At 50.8% G+C, this 20922-nt stretch carries 17 protein-coding genes; 5 read left to right on the top strand and 12 right to left on the bottom strand.

Annotated features, from left to right (window positions below; genetic code table 11):
- Positions 1 to 9: 9 nt before the first annotated feature.
- The 3 genes from phnC to FQ015_RS08020 all read right to left on the bottom strand — a co-directional run bounded on the left by phnC (position 10) and on the right by FQ015_RS08020 (position 1949).
- Positions 10 to 798 carry a phosphonate ABC transporter ATP-binding protein gene (gene phnC / locus FQ015_RS08030; protein WP_001193403.1) on the bottom strand — a complete coding sequence of 263 codons (789 nt, stop codon included), beginning with the start codon at positions 796 to 798 and terminating at the stop codon, positions 10 to 12.
- 132 nt (positions 799 to 930) lie between these two features.
- On the bottom strand, positions 931 to 1374 hold the full coding sequence (gene yjdN, locus FQ015_RS08025) for a VOC family metalloprotein YjdN (RefSeq protein WP_001131334.1): 444 nt from the start codon (positions 1372 to 1374) through the stop codon (positions 931 to 933).
- Positions 1375 to 1613: 239 nt separating this feature from the next.
- The gene (locus FQ015_RS08020) at positions 1614 to 1949 is read right to left on the bottom strand and encodes a zinc ribbon domain-containing protein YjdM (RefSeq protein WP_001300891.1); all 336 of its coding nucleotides are present in this window, start codon (positions 1947 to 1949) and stop codon (positions 1614 to 1616) included.
- A gap of 401 nt (positions 1950 to 2350) precedes the next feature.
- Between FQ015_RS08020 and crfC the strand changes: the two genes are divergently transcribed.
- From crfC to pmrR, 4 genes are all read left to right on the top strand, one after another.
- On the top strand, positions 2351 to 4579 hold the full coding sequence (gene crfC / locus FQ015_RS08015) for a clamp-binding protein CrfC (RefSeq protein WP_160523935.1): 2229 nt from the start codon (positions 2351 to 2353) through the stop codon (positions 4577 to 4579).
- Positions 4576 to 5454, top strand: coding sequence for a diguanylate cyclase regulator RdcB family protein (locus FQ015_RS08010; RefSeq protein WP_039021445.1), 879 nt, complete (start codon positions 4576 to 4578; stop codon positions 5452 to 5454). The genes crfC and FQ015_RS08010 overlap by 4 nt, the downstream gene beginning before the upstream one ends.
- 263 nt (positions 5455 to 5717) lie before the next feature.
- Positions 5718 to 7220 (top strand): glycine betaine/L-proline transporter ProP, encoded by a 1503-nt coding sequence (gene proP / locus FQ015_RS08005; protein WP_001298520.1) that lies wholly within the window; start codon positions 5718 to 5720, stop codon positions 7218 to 7220.
- A gap of 111 nt (positions 7221 to 7331) precedes the next feature.
- On the top strand, positions 7332 to 7421 hold the full coding sequence (gene pmrR, locus FQ015_RS08000; RefSeq protein WP_000797657.1) for an LpxT activity modulator PmrR: 90 nt from the start codon (positions 7332 to 7334) through the stop codon (positions 7419 to 7421).
- On the opposite strand, the gene pmrB is transcribed toward pmrR, so the two are convergent.
- The 7 genes from pmrB to melR all read right to left on the bottom strand — a co-directional run bounded on the left by pmrB (position 7397) and on the right by melR (position 16867).
- The gene (pmrB, locus tag FQ015_RS07995) at positions 7397 to 8497 is read right to left on the bottom strand and encodes a two-component system sensor histidine kinase PmrB (RefSeq protein WP_160523934.1); all 1101 of its coding nucleotides are present in this window, start codon (positions 8495 to 8497) and stop codon (positions 7397 to 7399) included. The genes pmrR and pmrB overlap by 25 nt on opposite strands.
- Positions 8498 to 9166, bottom strand: coding sequence for a two-component system response regulator BasR (gene basR, locus FQ015_RS07990; RefSeq protein ID WP_032185719.1), 669 nt, complete (start codon positions 9164 to 9166; stop codon positions 8498 to 8500). It abuts the gene before it with no gap.
- Positions 9163 to 10806, bottom strand: a complete 1644-nt coding sequence (gene eptA / locus FQ015_RS07985; RefSeq protein WP_039021446.1) for a phosphoethanolamine transferase EptA — start codon at positions 10804 to 10806, stop codon at positions 9163 to 9165. Before eptA ends, basR begins: the two co-directional genes overlap by 4 nt.
- 103 nt (positions 10807 to 10909) lie before the next feature.
- Entirely contained in the window at positions 10910 to 12247 is a 1338-nt protein-coding gene (adiC, locus tag FQ015_RS07980; protein ID WP_000093154.1) for an arginine/agmatine antiporter, read from the bottom strand.
- A gap of 136 nt (positions 12248 to 12383) precedes the next feature.
- Positions 12384 to 13145: a DNA-binding transcriptional activator AdiY gene (gene adiY, locus FQ015_RS07975; protein ID WP_001217059.1), complete on the bottom strand. Its 762-nt coding sequence runs from the start codon at positions 13143 to 13145 to the stop codon at positions 12384 to 12386.
- 323 nt (positions 13146 to 13468) lie between these two features.
- The gene (adiA, locus tag FQ015_RS07970) at positions 13469 to 15736 is read right to left on the bottom strand and encodes an arginine decarboxylase (RefSeq protein ID WP_160523952.1); all 2268 of its coding nucleotides are present in this window, start codon (positions 15734 to 15736) and stop codon (positions 13469 to 13471) included.
- A 198-nt stretch (positions 15737 to 15934) separates the two neighbouring features.
- Positions 15935 to 16867, bottom strand: coding sequence for a transcriptional regulator MelR (gene melR, locus FQ015_RS07965; RefSeq protein ID WP_255756424.1), 933 nt, complete (start codon positions 16865 to 16867; stop codon positions 15935 to 15937).
- A 258-nt stretch (positions 16868 to 17125) separates the two neighbouring features.
- Here melR and melA point away from each other — a divergent pair, with 258 nt between their 5' ends.
- Complete coding sequence (gene melA / locus FQ015_RS07960) at positions 17126 to 18481, top strand: alpha-galactosidase (protein ID WP_000986622.1); 1356 nt, start codon at positions 17126 to 17128, stop codon at positions 18479 to 18481.
- Here melA and FQ015_RS07955 read toward each other — a convergent pair.
- A complete protein-coding gene (locus FQ015_RS07955) occupies positions 18478 to 19128 on the bottom strand; it encodes a DUF2238 domain-containing protein (RefSeq protein WP_000198767.1) in 651 nt (216 codons plus the stop codon). The genes melA and FQ015_RS07955 overlap by 4 nt on opposite strands.
- A 122-nt stretch (positions 19129 to 19250) precedes the next feature.
- Positions 19251 to 20897 (bottom strand): class I fumarate hydratase, encoded by a 1647-nt coding sequence (gene fumB / locus FQ015_RS07950; RefSeq protein ID WP_000066710.1) that lies wholly within the window; start codon positions 20895 to 20897, stop codon positions 19251 to 19253.
- Between the last annotated feature and the right edge of the window lie 25 nt (positions 20898 to 20922).

Here is a 20922-nt window from a genome sequence, read left to right as displayed (position 1 = left end):
ATGGGGATGTCAGGCAGCTTTCGCGTTCTCTTCGACGCGGTTAATGCTGCGGTAGAGATGGTCAAAACGTTCGTTATCAAACTGTTGGCTGCTGCCGTCGTAGAAGACGTGCCCCTGGCGCAGGGCGACGATGCGTTCGCAGTAGCGCAGGGCGTAATCCACCTGATGCAGCGTGACGACCACGGTAATGCCGTCGTTCTGGTTAATGTCGCGCAGGGTGTCCATCACGATGCGCGCCGATTCCGGGTCCAGCGAGGCGATGGGTTCATCGGCCAGAATCACCTTCGCCTGCTGCATCAGCGCACGGGCAATCGCCACACGCTGCTGCTGTCCGCCGGAGAGGGTGGAAACGCGCTGATGGGCAAAGTGCACCATGCCAACGCGGGTCAGCGCCTGTAACGCGCGCTGTTTCTGCTCGCGGGTGAAGTAGCTAAAACAGGTGCGCCAGAATGGCGTGCTGCCGAGCGCGCCAATCAGCACGTTCTCCAGTACGCTCAGGCGATTCACCAGGTTGAATTGTTGGAAGATGTAGCCGGTGTTGGCGCGGCTTTTGCGGATATCGCGGGCCAGGCGGCCTTCGCGCTGGACTGTGCGGCCCAGCAGCTCGATATGGCTACCGGCAGATTTATCGCCGGTAATCAAACCGCTTAAATGACGTAAAAGGGTGGATTTGCCGGAACCGGACGGCCCAAGCAGAGCCACCATTTCACCGTGATGAATGTTCAGATCAACCGCATGCAGCGCCTGATGCTGATTGAAGGTTTTGGCGAGCTTCTCGACACGGATAATCGTTTGCATGATGCAGCCTCCCTAAAAAAGTGGCTCCATCGTGGCGGATTATCGTGACGATTTTGTTAACTAAAAGTGACTAACAGATGAAGAGTTAACGGGAATTCGATGACAGTGCGGGAGGGCGGGCCTCCCGGCGGGTTAGTGCGTTGGTTGTTGTTTAACGACATTAATCATCCACGGCACGCCAAATTTATCGGTGACTTTGCCGAAGCCATGCGCCCAGAAAGTTTCCTGCCAGGCCATTTCGATTTTTCCGTTAGCAGCAAGGTTATCAAACCAGCGTTTTCCTTCTTCGACCTGTTGCGAATCGAGTACCAGTGTAAAACCGGAGTAGCTGGCTTTTCCTGACGGTATGGCATCGCTCATCATGATATCGCTTCCGGCAATACGCACGTTAGCATGGGCGATAGCGGTATCGGGAAATTGCATACCGGAAGGGCAGTTCTCGGCGCTGTCCTGCGCTGATTTCGGCATTTCCCCGAAGCTGATTTTATAAAGCAGTTCCGCGCCCAACGTGCGTTGATAATAGGCAATCGCATCGGAACAGTTACCAGCAAAAGAGAGGTAGGGACTTAACGGCATGATGGTGACCTCAGTTAAGAGAAGCCAGTTAAGTGTAGTTCGAAAATTATACAGATGAGCGGGGGCTGATAAGACTCGGTAAGCGTCGCATTAGGCACCGTTGCCGGATGGTGCGAGAATTTGTAGGCCTGATAAGACGCGCGAGCGTCGCATCAGGCAGTCGGCACCGTAGCCGGATGCGGCGCGAGCGCCTTATCCGGCCTACCGATCATGTGCCAATATTACATTGAGCAATACAATCAGTTCTTTTTCACAAACTCAGATTTCAGTTTCATCGGACCAAAACCGTCGATTTTGCAATCGATGTTGTGGTCGCCTTCAACCAGGCGAATGTTTTTCACTTTGGTACCGATCTTCAGCATCGAAGAGCTACCTTTCACCTTCAGATCTTTAATGATGGTAACGCTGTCGCCATCAGCCAGAAGATTGCCGTTAGCATCTTTAACGATCAGTTCATCGCTTTCCTGTGCAGGTTCTGCGTCGTTCCATTCGTAGGCACATTCCGGGCAGATGTACATGCCGTTATCTTCGTAGGTGTATTCGGAGTTGCATTTTGGGCAGTGTGGTAATGACATGTGGATTTCCTCAAAAGTCAGCAGGGCAAAAGCGCCAAAAAACGGCAGATTGCCGAAAAAGGCCGCAATTATACACAAAATCCCTGAGTTTGTCGGGGGTACTGCTGATTTTAGACGACGATCGTTTTCATTTGAAAGGAAACGCAAAAAGAAAATAATCTTTTTGCCTCCATTTATTATTTAAGATAAGGTTAATGCTCTACTTGTTCTTTTTTTAATTCAAATGATATTTTTATCTTTCTGACGTTTTAAACGTATCGGAAGACGTTATTTATTCTAATAAAAAACAACACTCTAAATATAAAATTATTTCTTGCAGTAATTATAAAAGCCGAAAACAGAACTCAAAAACAATCTGGCTAAATAAAAGTAATAAAATTTGCTTTAAGGAAAAATTTTCTATGTACACACAGACCCTGTATGAGTTAAGTCAGGAGGCTGAACGCCTGTTACAGCTTTCTCGTCAACAGTTGCAGTTACTGGAAAAAATGCCTCTCTCTATACCCGGAGACGATGCGCCACAGCTGACTTTACCCTGGAGTCAGCCTAATATCATCGAGCGTCACGCGATGCTGAATAATGAGTTGCGTAAAATTTCTCGACTGGAAATGGTGCTGGCAATTGTCGGCACCATGAAAGCAGGGAAATCAACCACCATTAATGCCATTGTTGGTACAGAGGTTTTGCCTAATCGCAATCGTCCAATGACTGCGCTGCCGACGCTTATTCGTCATACGCCCGGGCAAAAAGAACCGGTACTGCATTTTTCACATGTCGCGCCAATCGATGGTTTAATTCAACAATTACAACAGCGCCTGCGTGACTGCGATATTAAGCATCTGACCGATGTGCTGGAAATAGATAAAGATATGCGTGCGCTTATGCAGCGGATCGAAAATGGCGTCGCTTTCGAAAAATATTATCTGGGTGCCCAGCCTATTTTTCATTGTCTGAAAAGTTTGAATGATTTGGTGCGACTGGCGAAGGCGCTGGACGTCGATTTTCCTTTTTCTGCTTACGCCGCCATTGAGCATATTCCCGTGATTGAAGTGGAGTTTGTCCATCTGGCGGGGCTGGAGAGTTATCCCGGTCAGTTGACGTTACTGGATACCCCTGGGCCAAATGAAGCCGGGCAACCGCATCTGCAAAAAATGCTTAACCAGCAGCTGGCTCGCGCCTCGGCGGTACTGGCGGTGCTGGATTATACGCAACTGAAATCGATCTCCGATGAAGAGGTCCGTGAGGCGATTTTGGCGGTGGGGCAATCGGTGCCGCTGTATGTGCTGGTCAATAAGTTCGATCAACAGGATCGTAACAGTGACGACGCCGACCAGGTGCGGGCACTGATTTCCGGGACGCTGATGAAAGGCTGTATTACGCCACAGCAGATATTTCCAGTGTCGTCGATGTGGGGCTACCTGGCGAATCGGGCGCGTAATGAGTTAGCCAACAACGGTAAGTTACCCGCGCCAGAGCAACAACGCTGGGTGGAGGATTTTGCCCATGCTGCGCTCGGCAGGCGCTGGCGTCATGCCGACCTGGCGGACCTCGAACATATTCGTCATGCTGCCGATCAGTTGTGGGAAGATTCGCTGTTCGCCCAGCCAATTCAGGCGTTGCTTCATGCCGCTTACGCTAATGCCTCGTTGTATGCTCTGCGATCTGCCGCGCATAAACTGTTGAATTACGCGCAGCAGGCGCGGGAATACCTGGATTTTCGTGCGCACGGGTTAAACGTCGCTTGTGAACAATTGCGGCAAAATATCCACCAGATCGAAGAAAGTTTGCAGCTATTTCAACTCAATCAGGCTCAGGTGAGCGGCGAGATTAAACATGAAATCGAGCTGGCCCTGACCTCCGCCAACCTCTTTCTGCGTCAACAGCAAGATGCGGTGAATGCCCAGTTAGCCGCGTTGTTTCAGGATGATTCGGGGTCATTAAGCGAGATTCGTACCTGCTGTGAGACACTGTTACAGACGGCGCAGAACACCATCAGTCGCGACTTTACGCTGCGTTTTGCCGAGCTTGAATCCACTCTTTGCCGGGTGTTAACCGATGTTATTCGGCCCATTGAGCAACAAGTCAAAATGGAATTGAGCGAGTCAGGGTTTCGTCCTGGGTTTCATTTTCCTGTTTTTCACGGCGCAGTTCCCCACTTCAACACTCGCCAGCTGTTCAGTGAAGTCATCTCCCGCCAGGACGCAATGGACGAGCAGAGCACGCGTTTAGGCGTTGTGCGTGAGACTTTTTCGCGCTGGTTGAATCAGCCCGACTGGGGACGGGGAAATGAGAAATCCCCGGCGGAGGCTATTGATTACAGAGTGTTGCAACGAGCATTAAGCGCAGAAGTCGATCTTTATTGCCAACAAATGGCTAAAGTTCTGGCAGAGCAGGTCGATGAATCTGTTACGGCAGGCATGAATACTTTTTTCGCTGAGTTCGCTTCATGTTTGACGGAATTACAGACGCGTTTACGCGAAAGTCTGGCTCTGCGTCAACAAAATGAATCGGTGGTCAGGCTGATGCAGCAGCAATTGCAGCAGACTGTGATGACTCATGGCTGGATTTACACCGACGCTCAGCTGTTACGCGATGATATTCAAACACTTTTCACGGCAGAACGATATTGACCAAGACGTTGCTGGACGGCCCCGGTCGTGTGCTGGAGTCGATTCATTCCCGCTTTTTAGTGGATCTGGCGCAGGGCGATGATGCCCGCCATCCACAAGCCCATCAGCAGCAGTTTCGTGAACGACTGATGCAGGAACTTCTTGCGCGCGTGCAGCTTCAGGCATGGACGAACGGCGGCATGTTAAATGCGCCGCTTAGCCTGCGTCTGACATTGGTGGAAAAACTGGCGTCGATGCTGGATCCCGGTCATCTGGCGCTGACGCAGATCGCGCAGCATCTGGCGCTGCTGCAAAAAATGGATCACCGCCAGCACTCTGCTTTCCCGGAGCTTCCGCAGCAAATTGCCGCCTTGTATGAGTTGTTTTCAGCCCGTTGTCGCTGGAAGGAAAAGGCGTTAACGCAACGAGGATTACTGGTACAGGCCGGTGATCAGAGTGAGCAAATTTTTACCCGCTGGCGTGCTGGGGCGTATAACGCCTGGTCGTTGCCTGGGCGCTGTTTTATCGTTCTGGAGGAGTTGCGCTGGGGGGCATTTGGCGATGCCTGCCGTCTGGGAAGCCCGCAAGCGGTGGCGTTGTTGCTGGGTGATTTGCGCGAGAAAGCGACACAACATCTGGCAGAGAGTATCAATGCGGCACCGACCACGCGTCACTATTACCATCAGTGGTTTGCCTCTTCGACCGTTCCGACGGGAGGGGAGCATGCTGATTTTTTAAGTTGGCTGGGAAAGTGGACCACGGCAGATAAACAACCCGTTTGCTGGTCAGTGACCCAACGCTGGCAAACTGTCGCGCTGGGGATGCCACGACTCTGTTCAGCGCAGCGTTTGGTGGGGGCAATGGTCGAGGAAATCTTCTCTGTAAATTTGGCGTAAATAATCAGTTACATCAATGAGTCCTAAACGAAATCCATGTGTGAAGTTGATCACAAATTTAAACACTGGTAGGGTAAAAAGGTCATTAACTGCCCAATTCAGGCGTCAACTGGTTTGATTGTACATTCCTTAACCGGAGGGTGTAAGCAAACCCGCTACGCTTGTTACAGAGATTGCATCCTGCAATTCCCGCTCCCCTTTTGCGGCCGTCGCGCTGATTATTCTGGCGTTTGCGGAAATGGGCCAACTCTGCGAGGAAAGCTATGCTGAAAAGGAAAAAAGTAAAACCGATTACCCTTCGTGATGTCACTATTATTGATGACGGTAAACTGCGTAAAGCCATTACCGCAGCATCACTGGGTAATGCAATGGAATGGTTCGATTTTGGTGTTTATGGTTTTGTTGCTTACGCATTAGGTAAAGTTTTTTTCCCGGGGGCTGACCCCAGCGTGCAGATGGTTGCTGCACTTGCCACTTTCTCCGTTCCCTTTCTGATTCGACCGCTTGGCGGACTCTTCTTTGGTATGTTGGGCGATAAATATGGTCGCCAGAAGATCCTCGCTATCACTATTGTGATTATGTCGATCAGTACGTTCTGTATTGGCTTAATACCGTCCTACGACACGATTGGTATTTGGGCACCGATTCTGCTGTTGATCTGTAAGATGGCACAAGGTTTCTCGGTCGGCGGTGAATATACCGGGGCGTCGATATTTGTTGCGGAATACTCCCCTGACCGTAAACGTGGCTTTATGGGCAGCTGGCTGGACTTCGGTTCTATTGCCGGGTTTGTGCTGGGTGCGGGCGTGGTGGTGTTAATTTCGACCATTGTCGGCGAAGCGAACTTCCTCGACTGGGGCTGGCGTATTCCGTTCTTTATTGCTCTGCCGTTAGGGATTATCGGGCTTTACCTGCGCCATGCGCTGGAAGAAACTCCGGCGTTCCAGCAGCATGTTGATAAACTGGAACAGGGCGACCGCGAAGGTTTGCAAGATGGCCCGAAAGTCTCGTTTAAAGAGATTGCCACTAAATACTGGCGCAGCCTGTTGACATGTATTGGTCTGGTAATTGCCACCAACGTGACTTACTACATGTTGCTGACCTATATGCCGAGTTATTTGTCGCATAACCTGCATTACTCCGAAGACCACGGGGTGCTGATTATTATCGCCATTATGATCGGTATGCTGTTTGTCCAGCCGGTGATGGGCTTGCTGAGTGACCGTTTTGGCCGTCGTCCGTTTGTGCTACTTGGTAGTGTTGCACTGTTTGTGTTGGCGATCCCGGCGTTTATTCTGATTAACAGTAACGTCATCGGCCTGATTTTTGCCGGGTTACTGATGCTGGCGGTGATCCTTAACTGCTTTACGGGCGTTATGGCTTCTACCTTGCCAGCGATGTTCCCGACGCATATCCGTTACAGCGCGCTGGCGGCGGCATTTAATATTTCGGTGCTGGTTGCCGGTCTGACGCCAACGTTGGCGGCCTGGCTGGTCGAAAGCTCGCAGAATCTGATGATGCCTGCCTATTACCTGATGGTAGTGGCGGTGGTTGGTTTAATCACCGGCGTAACCATGAAAGAGACGGCGAATCGTCCGTTGAAAGGTGCGACACCGGCGGCGTCAGATATACAGGAAGCGAAGGAAATTCTCGTCGAGCATTACGATAATATCGAGCAGAAAATCGATGATATTGACCACGAGATTGCCGATTTGCAGGCGAAACGTACCCGCCTGGTGCAGCAGCATCCGCGAATTGATGAATAAGCTGAAACGGATGGCCTGATGTGATGCTGTCTTATCAGGCCAATTGAACTCTTAAGGTTCACTTAATCTCTGACGCGCATACTCTCCTCCAGGTTAACGGAGGAGAGTGCAATGAAAAACCGTGTTTATGAAAGTTTAACTACCGTGTTCAGCGTGCTGGTGGTCAGCAGCTTTCTTTATATCTGGTTTGCCACGTACTGATCTTTTTTCAGCCGTATCCAGGCCCGTGTGCCAGAAGTCTCTTGCCGGTTTTGCAGGAAAAACTGCCCGTGATGCAACTGTGTAATGCGGCTGACAATACTTAACCCCAGACCAATCCCGCCATAACGGCTGTCCATACGTACAAACGCTTTACTCAACTCCCCGCATTTACTCTCATCAATACCCGGTCCTTCATCTTCAACGGCCATGACCGCTCCGCCATCTTCTTGCAGCTTAATCATAATGTTGCTGCCTTGCGGGCTGTAACGATGGGCATTTTCTACCAGGTTTCGCAATAACATCCGCAGCAGGGTTGCATCACCCTGAACGGTGATGTCGGCGGCGCTCTCTGGCAATAGCAGGGTTTGCTGGCGCTGGTCGAGCATGGTACTGAGTTCGTCATACGAGGGGAGAATGACATCTTCCAGCAGTTTTACATGTTGATAATTACCGGAAGAAAATGACTGTCCGGCACGTGCCAGTTGTAACAACTGGGAGACGCTATCCATCATCTGATCAAGCCTTGCCACTAACGGTGCTACATCAATGTGATGCGTTTTCGCCAGCAGTTCCAGATGCAAACGCACCCCTGCCAGTGGCGTTCGCAGTTCGTGCGCGACGTCAGCGGTAAACAACCTTTCGTTATCCAGCGTGTTGGTCAGGCGACTGACCAGATCGTTTAACGCTGAAACCACCGCTTCGATTTCGAGGGTGGCGCTGTGAATGGCAATGGGTGTTAAGTTGTCGGCGGTGCGTGCTACCAGCTCTTTTTGCAGCTCCGCCAGCGGGCGGGTGATGCGGCGTACCGCCTGATAGCAGATAAATAGCGTCAGGCTGACCATAAAGACGCCAGGGACAATCAGGCTGGCGACCGCCTCGCGGATCTCACGCATGATGTGGCGATCGTTGTTACGATTGTCGCGTAGCGCCTGCTCAAACAGCTGAATCTGCTCGGTACTTTCATGCCATAGCCAGAAGACGCTGATCAGCTCAAACACCAACAAAATGGCCCCGATGGTCAATATCAGCCGTTGGCGCAGCGATATTGGTCGGCGCAGAAAACGCATCAGATTCAATTAGTTTTCCTCATTCGCGACCAGCATATAGCCAAAGCCGCGCACGGTGCGGATACGGGCTTTGCCCACTTTGTCGCGCAGATTGTGGATATGCACTTCAAGAGTGTTGGTCGAGGGTTCGTTGTCCCAGTTATAGATGTCGTTGTAGAGAATTTCCCGATGCACCGGACTACCTGCTTTAAGCATTAACCGTGATAGCAGAGCATATTCTTTGGGCGTCAGAATCAACTCTTCACCGTCCATCCATACCTGACGGCGACCCATATTCAGCGTCAGATTGCCAACAATCAACTCACTTTCGCCCTGATTATTATGGCGTCGTAGCAGGGCGCGGATACGGGCATGTAACTCTTCCAGCGCAAAAGGCTTTACCAGGTAGTCATCGGCACCGACATCCAGCCCGGCGATTTTGTCGGTAAGGGTATCGCGGGCGGTGAGAATTAACACCGGCAGGGTGTATTTTTTCTGCCGGATTCGGGCGAGAAAATGCAGCCCATCTTCGTCGGGTAAGCCTAAATCCAGTACCACCAGGCTGTAATGACCGGTCTCAAGGCTTTGTTCCGCCATCCGCGCGGTTGTCACGCCATCGCACGCGTAGCCTTCGGTTTGCGCCGCCAGAATCAATCCCTGCAATAACAGCGTATCGTCTTCAACAATCAGAATTTTCATTCACTCACTCTCCTGCAAGTTTGCAGAATATCATCCGCAGCCTGGTAATACTTCGTCTCAACGCCAGTTAATCCCAATAGCGTGGAGAATAAATTGTCTTGTGAATAGTGTTGCGTTTGCGCCTGTTTCTGTAGGCAACTTTGGTCAACCTGATACCGTTTTTGATAATCCTCAGACAGCCACAGCAGCATCGGCACCTGTTTTTGGCTATCTGGGGCGATGGCATAAGGCAAACCGTGCAGATAGATGCCATTTTCACCTAACGATTCACCGTGGTCAGAAAGATAAACCAGGCTGGTGGTAAATTTATCCTGATGTTCTTTCAGTAGATTAATTGCTTTATCAACAATATAGTCGACGTAGACCAGCGTATTGTCGTAAGTGTTTACCAGTTGCTCTTGGGTACAGGTCTGGATCTCGTTGGTGTCGCAGGTAGGGGTAAATTTCCTGAACTGTGGCGGATAGCGATTGTAATAGGTCGGGCCGTGACTGCCGATGGTGTGTAAGACAATTACGCCATCACCTTGCAGGTTATTGATGTACTCTTCCAGCCCGTGGAAAAGCACTTCGTCATAACATTCGCCGTTGATACACTGACCAGGCAGGTTCAGCGCAGTGACGTTCTGGTGAGGCACGCGATCGCAGGCACCTTTGCAGCCACCATCGTTGTCATTCCACAGCACGTTTATGCCCGCCCGCTGAATGATATCCAGCACGCCTTCCTGATGTTGTGCCAGTTCTTCTTTGTAATGCTCACGCGGCATATCCGAGAACATGCATGGTACTGAAACTGCCGTTGCCGTGCCGCAAGACGCAGTATTGGGGAAATAGACCACGTTATCTTTCGCCAGCCGCGGGTTAGTTTCACGCGGGTAGCCGTTGAGGGAGAAGTTCTCCGCCCGCGAGGTTTCGCCGACAATCAAAATGGTCAAATTTTTACGTTTCTCGTTCTGCATTAACGGGTTGCGGTGCGCGTCTTCACCAATTCGCACCAGCGGCAGATTTGCCAGTCGCTGATGGGAGTACCATGACCAGCTGGCAACAATGCTGTTAGAGGGGCTTAAGGACTTCACCAGCTCTTTGTTGTTACGAAACAGCGAGGCGTAGTCTTTATAAAACAGTGCGGCGACCAGCAAAATCAGCAGTACAGAAACCAGAATATTGGCACCACGGAAAAGAACACTGCGCAGACGCGAGGTGGCAGGTTTGATTTTAATCCAGCAGGCAATCAGCGCAGCAAGCACGCCGCTGAATCCCAGCGTAAATAACATTTGCGGTGTCATCAGCGCATAACTTTCTGCTGGGGTGGTATCAATAATATTGGCAATCATCGAGCGGTCGATGACGATGCCGTAAGTCATTATGAAATATTGTGCTGCCGCGCCAACCAGAATAAACAGGCAGGCCAGCGGTCGATTAAGCCATAAGAAAGAGCTTAGTGTCAGGACAATATTAATCACGCTGAAAGCGACGACCGGCATCGACAAGAAAACCAGTACGTTATGCAGCGAGTCCAGCGGCAGCGCCTGCAACACCTGTTTAAAAAAGGCAATATTCAGGCAGATAGAGATATAAAAAGCGGCCAACAATAGCCAGGCGAGTAAATTCAAAGAGGGTCTTTTTAGTAGGCGCTTCAACATCACGGTGTTTCCATCGAACAAAGTGCGCATATGCTCGCAAAGCAAAATTAAGCCAACCTTAAGTTCTTAAGGTTGGCTTTTATGTTTGCGGGATTAAGGGGAATTAATCTTTGCTTATTGGTGCATCTAAGGGATACGGGTTTTTATGCAGCCGGTTGTAATTCAGCGCATACATGGCGGTGATGACCATCAGGGTGACAAATGACCACATAACCTCTTTCGCGCCGGACCCTACTACGGCCCAGATGCAGTAGAGGAAGGCAATGGTAGTAACAGCCAGATATGCCGGGCGTGCTTTACCAAAGTGGCCGTGGCCGAGCAGCAGTAACGCCGCACAGGTGTAAAGATATGGCACCAGTGTAAAGATGACCGACACGGAAGAAACCAGACCGAATTCTTTGGTCGCGTTTGGCGAAATGCTGCTGAGCTGGAAGATGGTCATCAAAATTCCGACGATAATCAGCCCCGCCACTGGCGTACCCGCTTTGTTTACACGAGCAAAAATCGGTGGGAACAGCCCGTCATCGGCAGCGGCTTTCGCCGTTTGACCCGCCAGCAATGTCCAGCCGCCCAGTGAACCTAAGCAACCCGCAGCTGCGCAGAAAGAAACAATGGCCCCGGCGGTGTCACCCAGCGCCATCCGTGCGGCATCACCGAATGGCGAAGCAGAAACGCGCAGTGCGGCATTAGGGATCATCCCCATAATCGCGGTGGTAGAAAGTACATAGCAAACGGCGGCAATCAATACCCCACCAATGGTGGCGATAGGGACGTTGCGTTTCGGGTTTTTCACCACACCTGCGGCAACGGAGGCACTTTCCACACCGATGAACGACCACAGCGTAACGTTAAGGGTACTTTGAATCGCGCCGAAGGTGCCCAGGCCGCTGACGTTCCATGCCGCCATATAGGTTTCACCACGGAACCAGAACCAGCCAAATACGGCAATCCCGACGATGGGGATCAGCGCCAGCACGGTGGCAACGGCCTGCACGCGGGTGATCATTTTCGGACCGACAATGTTCAGCAGGACGAAGATCCACAGCACCACGACGCAGGTGATGGTTAATACCAGTGGATCTTTCAGAATCGGGAAGAAGTAACTTAAATATCCAACGCCAATGACCACCATGGCGATATTGCCGATCCAGCAGGCCAGCCAGTAGAGGACGTTAGTTTGATAACCGAGAAACGGGCCAAAGCAGCGGCGGGCGTAAGCGTAAGAACCACCAGGGCTTGGGTCGAGGAACGACATTTTGGCGTATACCATCGAGAGCCCCAGCGCACCGATAATCGTCACCAACCATCCATAAATGGCAATCCCGCCAGTGGAGGCCAGGTTTGCAGGTAACAGAAAAACACCTGACCCCATAATATTCCCCGACACCATCAGGGTGACGGGGATTAAGCCCACTTTGTGAGCATCAGCATCCGAAGACATAATTAAACTCCTGCGAAGGCGAGCTTCGTGACAATAAATTACGTCATATCATACGCCTGCATTCGATAGTTGAATTATTATCGACCGGGTTATCGCTGATGCCGTTATTAATATAGCTCTTCGTTAAGGTTAAAAATCAGGCGACAGTGCGTTCTCTGTGCTGACTAACATAATGCAGAGGCGTCATACCGTAGAAGTCTTTAAAGACAGAAATAAAGTACGACGTACTGTTGTAGCCACACGACTGTGAGACCTGAGAGATATTTTTACCGTCCATCATTAATTCATTGACGGCATAACGCATGCGGCAGGTGGTGATTATTTGGCTATAACTGGTGTTTTCGCTTTTCAGCTTTTTCTTTAACAGACTTGGGCTAAGACATAAACAACTGGCTACCATACTAAGATTCCAGTCTTTGTGGATATCGCTTTCAATAATTTGATAAACGCTGTCACTTACACAATTACGTAACATATACATCATTAAAGAAAGGAATTTTTTACTGTCGAGAAAACGGGATAGCACAGTGAATAATAATGCACGTGTTCGTTCCTTTTCTGACTCAGTTTCAGCGGGCATCATGCTATGTTGCGCGGCAACGCGAAAGACGTCTGGCGTCAGGCATGGCAGGGTGAGGATGGGCGTAGCGCTACGTTGCCATACTGGTATTTGCGAGAGATCTTTATTCAGAAACCGGAGGTAATCTTTGATGATGTCGTGACTAATATGAGCAACCAAAGTGTTATTAAGAGAGGAGACGTCGATAATATTATTTTCACAATTTAATAACGCCATATGGTTAGCTTTAAGGCTAATAGGTTCTTTCCCATTCACCCTTATCCAGACATCTTTTTCAGTCAATAAAACAATACAAGGTTGGTCGCTGCAAATCCTCATACATGTACTCCTGAGTGCGAATAAAAGACCAGTTCTCGCTAAAGCAAAGCGATACCGGGAAATGGTTATATAATTGTATGATGAATATAAACATGCATAAAAATAACGAGTTTTACTAATATTACAAATTTTTATAGTAATTTCTCATGTACATATTTTTTTACAGGATAAATAACAGGCGAAAAAAAGCGCGGGGTGGGACCGCGCAAAAAGTATGACATTTTTGTTTGCAGCAATTTTTATGAAAACGTTGCCATACTAAAAAGGCCTCAAGCCAGGCGGCGTAATGTTATTTAACAATTACGCCTTCAGCGGAATAGTGGTTACGCTTTCACACACATGACGTGGTAAATACCGTCAATAATTTCAGTCCCTTCAGTTTCGTGTTCAAATCCAGGGAAATGATGGTCCCAGGATTGCAGGGAGCGTAAATAACTTACCTGTGGACTGTTTTTATCGCCGAAGTTTTCACCAGACAGTAGCATCGGGATTCCTGGCGGATACGGGATAACTGAGTTTGCCGCGATGCGTCCAGGCAGATTTTCAATGGATACCAGTTCGACATTGTTATCGACAATTGCGTTGTACGCTTCACGCGGGGTGATTTCCGCCACCGGCAGGCCGGAATAGGCTTCGTTCAACCGTGCGCCAGGGTTATTTTCTTTTAGCCAGGCAAACATGGTGTCACCCAGATCGTGAATCCCCATATTCGCGTAAGTGTCAGGATATTGTTCAACAAGTTCCGGCATGACCTGCGCCAGCGGTGTGTTGGCGTCGTAGTGGCGTTTGAAGGAGCAAAGGGTGTTAACCAGAGTTCCCCATTTCCCACGGGTTACGCCCATAGAGAACAGGAACATAATTTGGAAGTCAGTGGTGCGGGTAGGCACAATGCCGTGGCGACCAAGCCAGGCAGTGACCAGCGCCGCCGGAACACCGGTTTCTTCCAGTTCACCATCTTCACCCATTCCCGGTGCGAGAATGCTGACTTTAATTGGGTCGAGCATACTCCAGTTATCCGGAATATCTTTGAAGCCGTGCCAGCTTTCGCCCGGATGCATTACCCAGCAGTCCTGAACGGTGGTCAGCAGTTTGGTTGGCGCGTCAGCAAAGTCGTAGGTTTTGCCGGTTTGTGGATCGGTGACCACTTCTTTGTTCCACGGTTTGAAGAACCATCTACCGTCATGGGTGAACTCTTTATACAGCCGTGCCATCGCTTGACGGAAATCAACCGCTTCGTCGATCACTTCCTGGGTCAGTGACAGGCCACTGTTGCCGTCCATCATCGACACCGCCACGTCGTTAGATGCACAGATGGCATACAGCGGGGAGGTGGTGGCATGCATCATGTATGCCTGGTTGAAGCGGGAGAAGTTAATCGCCCCACGACCTTCACGCACATGAATGTAAGAGGCCTGTGACAGCGCATTCAGCAGTTTGTGGGTTGAGTGGGTGGCGAAAACGGTAGGACCGTTGTGATCGCCAGGTTCACCGCGCATGGCATAGTGATCGGCATAGATCGGGTTGAAACGTGCATAGCCGTACCAGGCTTCGTCAAAGTGCAGACGATCGGAAGTTTTTTCCAGCAGATCCTGCGCTTCTTTAGCGTTATAACACACGCCGTCATAGGTGCAGTTGGTTACCACGCAGTAAGACGGTTTTTGCCCGGCTTTGTCTTTGGTCAGCGGGCTTTCACTGATTTTCTTCTGCAAGGTTTCAGGTTGCATTTCCTGCGGATAGATTGGCCCGATAATGCCGTAGCGGTTGCGGCTTGGCACCATGTAGACCGGTTTCGCGCCCGTCAGCATCAAGCCTTGTTCGATGGATTTATGGCAGTTACGGTCAACGACCACTACATCGTTATCGGTCATGCAAGCCTGCATGATGGTACGGTTAGAGCCGGAAGTACCGACGACTACCGACCAGGAGCGATCGGCACCAAATACGCGTGCGGCATATTTTTCGCTTTCGCCAAATGCGCCAGTATGGTCAAGCAAAGAACCGAGGGAAGTCCGTTCGATGCCCATGTCGGTGCGGAACAGATTTTCACCATAGTAGTCATGGTAGAAACGTCCGGCGGGTGTTTTGGTAAAGCCAACGCCGCCCTGGTGGCCTGGCGCTGCCCAGGAATATTCATGGATGTTGCTATATTTCATCAGCGCGCTGAACAGTGGCGGCAACAGCTGCTGGCGGTAGCGGGTCATTGCGGCAACGGCGCGTCCGGCGATAAAGTCGGCGGTATCTTCCAGAATCCAGGCGAATTCATCGACAAGCTCCAGCAGATCTCGGTCCATTGCGGCGAGGGCTTTTTCCCGATCGCCCAACAGGAAGACCGGCACGTTTTGTTGGCGCTCATGAAGCTTACCGATCAATTGTCTGACGTTTTGATGTTCGTCCGGATGTTCCATTTGATAGCTGAACATCAGGCAGTCAATGGCTTCGTTTGAAGAGAGAATGGCAAAGCCATCATCAAAGGAGGTGGATTTAATCACGGTAACATTTTGCTGGCTTAAAGCATCTGCCAGACGCTCAACGGCGTTACCGACCCAGGTGTCCTGATGGAGAAACTCGCTTTCAACAATTAATACTTTCATCATTGCTTACCCGGTTATGAAGGAATCTTCGTTGCGGGCAAGTATCTTCCGGCCTTTTCGGGCTGTAAAGCGCATGAAAAACAAACATTTTTTAAATATTCATTTTTATAAACAATATGTTATGTGATTATTTTGATTTATTTTCACTGCTTATTATCGACGGCTAAACTATTTTTTTGGCTGATACTGATATCGTCTTTAGCCGGGAAACGTCTGGCGGCGCTGTTGGCTAAGTTTGCGGTATTGTTGCGGTGACATGCCGACATATTTGCCGAACGTGCTGTAAAAACGGCTACTCGAACGAAAGCCTGCCGTCAGGGCAATATCGAGAATACTTTTATCGGTATCGCTCAGTAACGCACGAACGTGGTTGATGCGCATCGCAGTAATGTACTGTTTCATCGTCAATTGCATGACCCGCTGGAATATCCCCATTGCATAGTTGGCGTTAAGTTTGACGTGCTCAGCCACATCGTTGATGGTCAGCGCCTGATCATAGTTTTCGGCAATAAAGCCCAGCATCTGGCTGACATAAAATTGCGCATGGCGCGAGACGCTGTTTTTGTGTGTGCGCGAGGTTTTATTGACCAGAATCGGTTCCCAGCCAGAGAGGCTAAATCGCTTGAGCATCAGGCCAATTTCATCAATGGCGAGCTGGCGAATTTGCTCGTTCGGACTGTTCAATTCCTGCTGCCAGCGGCGCACTTCAAACGGGCTAAGTTGCTGTGTCGCCAGTGATTTGATCACCATGCCGTGAGTGACGTGGTTAATCAGGTCTTTATCCAGCGGCCAGGAGAGAAACAGATGCATCGGCAGATTAAAAATCGCCATGCTCTGACAGGTTCCGGTATCTGTTAGTTGGTGCGGTGTACAGGCCCAGAACAGCGTGATATGTCCCTGATTGATACTCACTTTTTCATTGTTGATCAGGTATTCCACATCGCCATCGAAAGGCACATTCACTTCGACCTGACCATGCCAGTGGCTGGTGGGCATGATATGCGGTGCGCGAAACTCAATCTCCATCCGCTGGTACTCCGAATACAGCGACAGCGGGCTGCGGGTCTGTTTTTCGTCGCTGCTGCACATAAAAGTATCTGTATTCATGGATGACTCTCTTTCCTGGAATATCAGAATTATGGCAGGAGTGAGGGAGGATGACTGCGAGTGGGAGCACGGTTTTCGCCCTCTTGCCAGAGGGGCGAAGGGATCATCCGAGTACCATGAGGCCGAAAACTCTTCTTTTCAGGTAATTTATTCCCATAAACTCAGATTTACTGATACTTCACGCAGGATCTGAGTTTATGGGAATGCTCAACCTGGAAGCCGGAGGTTTTCTGCAGATTCGCCTGCCATGATGAAGTTATTCAAGCAAGCCAGGAGATCTGCATGATGTCTGCACCCAAAATTACATTTATCGGCGCTGGTTCGACGATTTTCGTTAAAAATATTCTTGGTGATGTGTTCCATCGCGAGGCGCTGAAAACGGCGCATATTGCCCTGATGGACATTGATCCCACCCGCCTGGAAGAGTCGCATATTGTGGTGCGCAAGTTGATGGATTCAGCAGGGGCCAGCGGCAAAATCACCTGCCACACCCAACAGAAAGAAGCCTTACAGGATGCCGATTTTGTCGTGGTGGCATTTCAGATTGGCGGTTATGAACCTTGCACGGTGACTGATTTTGAGGTCTGTAAGCGCCACGGTCTGGAACAAACCATTGCCGATACACTGGGGCCGGGCGGTATTATGCGCGCGCTACGTACCATTCCTCACCTGTGGCAAATTTGCGAGGACATGACGGAAGTCTGCCCCGATGCCACCATGCTCAACTATGTTAACCCAATGGCGATGAATACCTGGGCGATGTATGCCCGTTATCCGCATATCAAACAGGTAGGGCTGTGCCATTCGGTGCAGGGAACGGCGGAAGAGCTGGCGCGTGACCTCAATATCGACCCGGCTACGCTGCGTTACCGTTGTGCGGGTATCAACCATATGGCGTTTTACCTGGAACTGGAGCGCAAAACCGCCGACGGCAGTTACGTGAATCTCTACCCGGAACTGCTGGCGGCTTATGAGGCAGGGCAGGCACCGAAGCCAAATATTCATGGTAATACTCGCTGCCAGAATATTGTGCGTTACGAAATGTTCAAAAAGCTGGGCTACTTCGTCACTGAATCGTCAGAACATTTTGCTGAGTACACACCGTGGTTTATTAAGCCAGGTCGTGAGGATTTGATTGAGCGTTATAAAGTACCGCTGGATGAGTACCCGAAACGCTGCGTCGAGCAGCTGGCGAACTGGCATAAAGAGCTGGAGGAGTATAAGAACGCCTCCCGGATTGATATTAAACCGTCACGGGAATATGCCAGCACAATCATGAACGCTATCTGGACTGGCGAGCCGAGTGTGATTTACGGCAACGTCCGTAACGATGGATTGATTGATAACCTGCCACAAGGATGTTGTGTGGAAGTGGCCTGTTTAGTTGATGCTAATGGCATTCAGCCGACCAAAGTCGGTACGCTACCTTCGCATCTGGCCGCCCTGATGCAAACCAATATCAACGTACAGACGCTGCTGACGGAAGCCATTCTCACAGAAAATCGCGACCGTGTTTACCACGCCGCGATGATGGACCCGCATACTGCCGCCGTGCTGGGCATTGACGAAATATATGCTCTTGTTGACGACCTGATTGCCGCCCACGGCGACTGGCTGCCAGGCTGGTTGCACCGTTAAGAGGTAATCGCTTCCGGCGCTCTGGTGATTAAGCCATAGCGCCGTAGCTGGCGGCAATGAAAGCGAGCAAGGAATATCACCGTCGTTAATGCGCCAAGCAGCGCGCAGAACATATCGGATTGTGTGTCCCATTGGTCGCCCTGGGTACCGAGAAAATCATCCGCTCCCTGACCCATTGCCAGCGCTGCCCACCACTCGATTAATTCATACATCGCGCTTATCGCCAGCGCCACGCAGCAGACCAGGAACGCCACCATTTTACGTCCGCGCACGTACATCCCGCGAACGAGAATTTCTCGTGCCACCAGTGCAGGCACCAGCCCCTGGAAAAAGTGCCCCAGCTTGTCATACGGATTACGACTCAACCCCAGCCATTCCTGCACCTCAAAACCAACGGGGACTTTCGCGTAGGTGTATTGTCCGCCGACCATCAGGATGATGGCGTGAAAGAAAATGAGCGTATAGAGCAGCGGCGTTAACGGATAACGTCTGGCGGTGGCAAGCAGTAGCGGCACGACAATAATCACCGGTGTCACTTCCATCAGCCAGGTGAGTTTGTCATTGGCCGAAATGCCGGTATAAATCAGGATTAACGTTAGCGCCAGTGCGCCGGTGTTAAGAATTAACGGCTTGAGTGTGCGGGTCATGGTGAGTTCGCAAGTCAGGGAAAATACTGACTATTCACCAGCAAGCGTGAAATTACAATCGCAAAAGAGGTGGCCCAGGGGGATCACCTGGCAGCATGCTGCCAGGCGCTGGGCCGAAGAGGTTACTTAGTGCAGTTCGCGCACTGTTTGTTGACGATTTGCTGGAAGAAGTCGTTGCCTTTGTCATCGACCAGGATAAACGCCGGGAAATCTTCTACTTCGATTTTCCAGATAGCTTCCATACCCAGCTCCGGATAAGCGACGCATTCCAGATGCTTGATGCTCTGCTGCGCCAGTACCGCCGCCGGGCCGCCGATACTACCGAGGTAGAAGCCGCCGTGTTTATGACACGCGTCGGTAACCTGCTGACTGCGGTTACCTTTCGCCAGCATGATCATGCTGCCGCCGTGGGATTGCAGCAGATCCACGTAGGAGTCCATACGACCTGCGGTGGTTGGGCCAAGTGAACCTGATGGATAACCGGCAGGCGTTTTCGCCGGACCCGCGTAGTAGATCGGGTGATCTTTGATGTACTGCGGCAGTTCTTTACCGGCGTCAATCAGCTCTTTCAGCTTGGCATGTGCAATATCGCGACCCACGATAATAGTGCCGGTGAGCGACAAGCGGGTGGATACCGGGTATTGCGAAAGCTGGGCGAGGATCTCTTTCATCGGGCGGTTAAGGTCGACTTTCACCGCTTCGCCTTCACCGGCCTGACGCAGTTCTTGTGGAATGTACTGGCCTGGATTGTGTTCCAGTTTTTCGATCCAGATACCTTCGCGGTTGATTTTCGCTTTAATGTTACGGTCAGCGGAGCAGGAGACGCCCATACCTACCGGGCAGGATGCGCCGTGACGTGGCAGACGGATCACGCGGATGTCGTGCGCGAAGTATTTACCGCCAAACTGCGCGCCAAGGCCGAGTTTCTGGGCCTCTTCCAGCAGTTCCTGTTCCAGCTGGACATCGCGGAACGCCTGACCATGTTCGTTCCCTTCGGTCGGCAGTTCATCGTAATAGTGAGCGCTTGCTAACTTGACGGTTTTCAGGTTGGTTTCCGCAGACGTACCGCCAATCACAAACGCGATATGGTACGGCGGGCAGGCTGCAGTACCGAGTGTACGCATTTTCTCGACGAGGAAGTTTTTCAGTTTGCCGGGAGTCAGCAAAGCTTTGGTTTCCTGGTAGAGATACGTTTTATTGGCAGAGCCACCGCCTTTGGCGACGCAGAGGAATTTGTATTCGTCGCCATCTACCGCGTACAGGTCGATTTGCGCAGGCAGGTTCGTGCCGGTGTTGACCTCTTTGTACATGTCCAGCGGCGCGTTTTGTGAGTAACGCAGGTTATCTTCGATATAGGTGTTATAGACACCTTTCGACAGCGCTTCTTCATCGCCGCCACCGGTCCACACGCGCTGACCTTTTTTACCGACGATGATCGCGGTGCCGGTGTCCTGGCAGGTCGGCAGCACGCCTTTGGCGGCGATTTCTGAGTTTCTTAAGAATTGCAGCGCCACGTACTTGTCGTTTTCGCTGGCTTCTGGATCTTGAAGAATAGCCGCGACCTGTTTCTGGTGTGCCGGGCGGAGCATGAAAGAAGCGTCGTGAAAGGCTTGCTGCGCCAGCAAGGTCAGGGCTTCTGGTTCCACTTTCAGGATGGTTTCGCCGTCGAAGTCGGCAACGCTAACGTAATCGGACGTGAGTAGATAGTATTCGGTATTGTCTTTCCCCATCGGGAAAGGTGCCTGGTAGATAAAGGGTTTGTTTGACATAGCTTCCAGCCTATAACTCTGTATT

It is taken from the genome of Escherichia sp. HH26CH (genome assembly GCF_009820205.1).
In the GTDB taxonomy this organism is placed as follows: domain Bacteria; phylum Pseudomonadota; class Gammaproteobacteria; order Enterobacterales; family Enterobacteriaceae; genus Escherichia; species Escherichia coli_F.
The sequence above is the reverse complement of the archived record's forward strand: the minus strand, read 5'-3'. Positions and strand labels throughout refer to the sequence as shown.

Excerpts from the sequence above, each read along its gene's own strand:
- proP (WP_001298520.1), top strand. The coding sequence starts at position 5,718 with ATGCTGAAAAGGAAAAAAGTAAAACCGATTACCCTTCGTGATGTCACT.
- eptA (WP_039021446.1), bottom strand. The coding sequence starts at position 10,806 with ATGTTGAAGCGCCTACTAAAAAGACCCTCTTTGAATTTACTCGCCTGG.
- adiC (WP_000093154.1), bottom strand. The coding sequence starts at position 12,247 with ATGTCTTCGGATGCTGATGCTCACAAAGTGGGCTTAATCCCCGTCACC.
- adiY (WP_001217059.1), bottom strand. The coding sequence starts at position 13,145 with ATGAGGATTTGCAGCGACCAACCTTGTATTGTTTTATTGACTGAAAAA.
- yjdN (WP_001131334.1), bottom strand. The coding sequence starts at position 1,374 with ATGCCGTTAAGTCCCTACCTCTCTTTTGCTGGTAACTGTTCCGATGCG.
- crfC (WP_160523935.1), top strand. The coding sequence starts at position 2,351 with ATGTACACACAGACCCTGTATGAGTTAAGTCAGGAGGCTGAACGCCTG.
- adiA (WP_160523952.1), bottom strand. The coding sequence starts at position 15,736 with ATGAAAGTATTAATTGTTGAAAGCGAGTTTCTCCATCAGGACACCTGG.
- basR (WP_032185719.1), bottom strand. The coding sequence starts at position 9,166 with ATGAAAATTCTGATTGTTGAAGACGATACGCTGTTATTGCAGGGATTG.
- melA (WP_000986622.1), top strand. The coding sequence starts at position 17,126 with ATGATGTCTGCACCCAAAATTACATTTATCGGCGCTGGTTCGACGATT.
- fumB (WP_000066710.1), bottom strand. The coding sequence starts at position 20,897 with ATGTCAAACAAACCCTTTATCTACCAGGCACCTTTCCCGATGGGGAAA.
- phnC (WP_001193403.1), bottom strand. The coding sequence starts at position 798 with ATGCAAACGATTATCCGTGTCGAGAAGCTCGCCAAAACCTTCAATCAG.
- FQ015_RS07955 (WP_000198767.1), bottom strand. The coding sequence starts at position 19,128 with ATGACCCGCACACTCAAGCCGTTAATTCTTAACACCGGCGCACTGGCG.
- FQ015_RS08020 (WP_001300891.1), bottom strand. The coding sequence starts at position 1,949 with ATGTCATTACCACACTGCCCAAAATGCAACTCCGAATACACCTACGAA.
- pmrR (WP_000797657.1), top strand. The coding sequence starts at position 7,332 with ATGAAAAACCGTGTTTATGAAAGTTTAACTACCGTGTTCAGCGTGCTG.